1 protein-coding gene is annotated in these 796 nt (G+C 60.2%); it reads left to right on the top strand.

Features of this window, described 5'->3' with window-relative positions:
• Positions 1-36: 36 nt before the first annotated feature.
• Positions 37-796 (top strand): IS982 family transposase (locus tag D0N36_RS19235; protein ID WP_116943428.1); only part of this gene is annotated, 760 nt, incomplete at its 3' end.

Genomic DNA, 796 nt, shown 5'->3' with positions numbered 1-796 from the left:
GTTTGAAGTATTCGACCCCTTCAAGCCCTGCCGACCATGCGCGAACAGACCGTTGCAATGTACTGTGTTCTCGATGATTTGATTCGTTTTACCCGCCCCACCGGGACTCCGCCCCCGCCCTCGGGCCGCCGTCTGACCGATGCGCAGGTGCTGACCACAGCCCTGGTAGCCGCTCGCTTCTTCGGCGGCAATCTGGTGGTGGCCAAGCACTATATGGAACAGCATTGGGGGCAGAACCGCCTGGATAAGAGTGGCTTTACACGTCGGCTGCACGCGCTTACCGATACGCTGCACGCGCTCTTCGCCACGTTCGGCGACCTGCTTAAAGACCTGCACACCGAGGCCCGCTACGTCGTGGACTCGTTTCCGGTGGCCGTATGCCACAATACGCGCATTCCGCGCTGTAAGCTCTTGACGGGCAAGGCGTATCATGGGCGTTGCGCCAGCAAGCGCTGCTGGTTTTATGGCCTCAAAGTCCAGGTCGTGGCCACCAGCGACGGCGTACCCGTCGAGTTTCATATCCACGCCGGGGCCGAGGCCGATAGCACGGGCTTGCGCGGACTGCCTTTGGACCTGCCCGAGGGCAGCGTCCTCTACACCGATGCGGGCTATACGGATTATGTGGCGGAGGACGTGTTTGAAGAAGCAAGCGGCAACCGACAGCAAAGTGCGCGGCGCAAAAACAGCAAGCGGCCCCACCACCCGGCCCAAAACTTTCTGATTCAGTATTTTCGCAAAGGTATTGAAACCACCTTCAGCTGCCTGACAGCGCGCTTTCCCAAGCAGATTCATGCCG

Origin of the sequence: Hymenobacter lapidiphilus, assembly GCF_003417065.2 — a bacterium.
In the GTDB taxonomy this organism is placed as follows: domain Bacteria; phylum Bacteroidota; class Bacteroidia; order Cytophagales; family Hymenobacteraceae; genus Hymenobacter.
The sequence above is the reverse complement of the archived record's forward strand: the minus strand, read 5'-3'. Positions and strand labels throughout refer to the sequence as shown.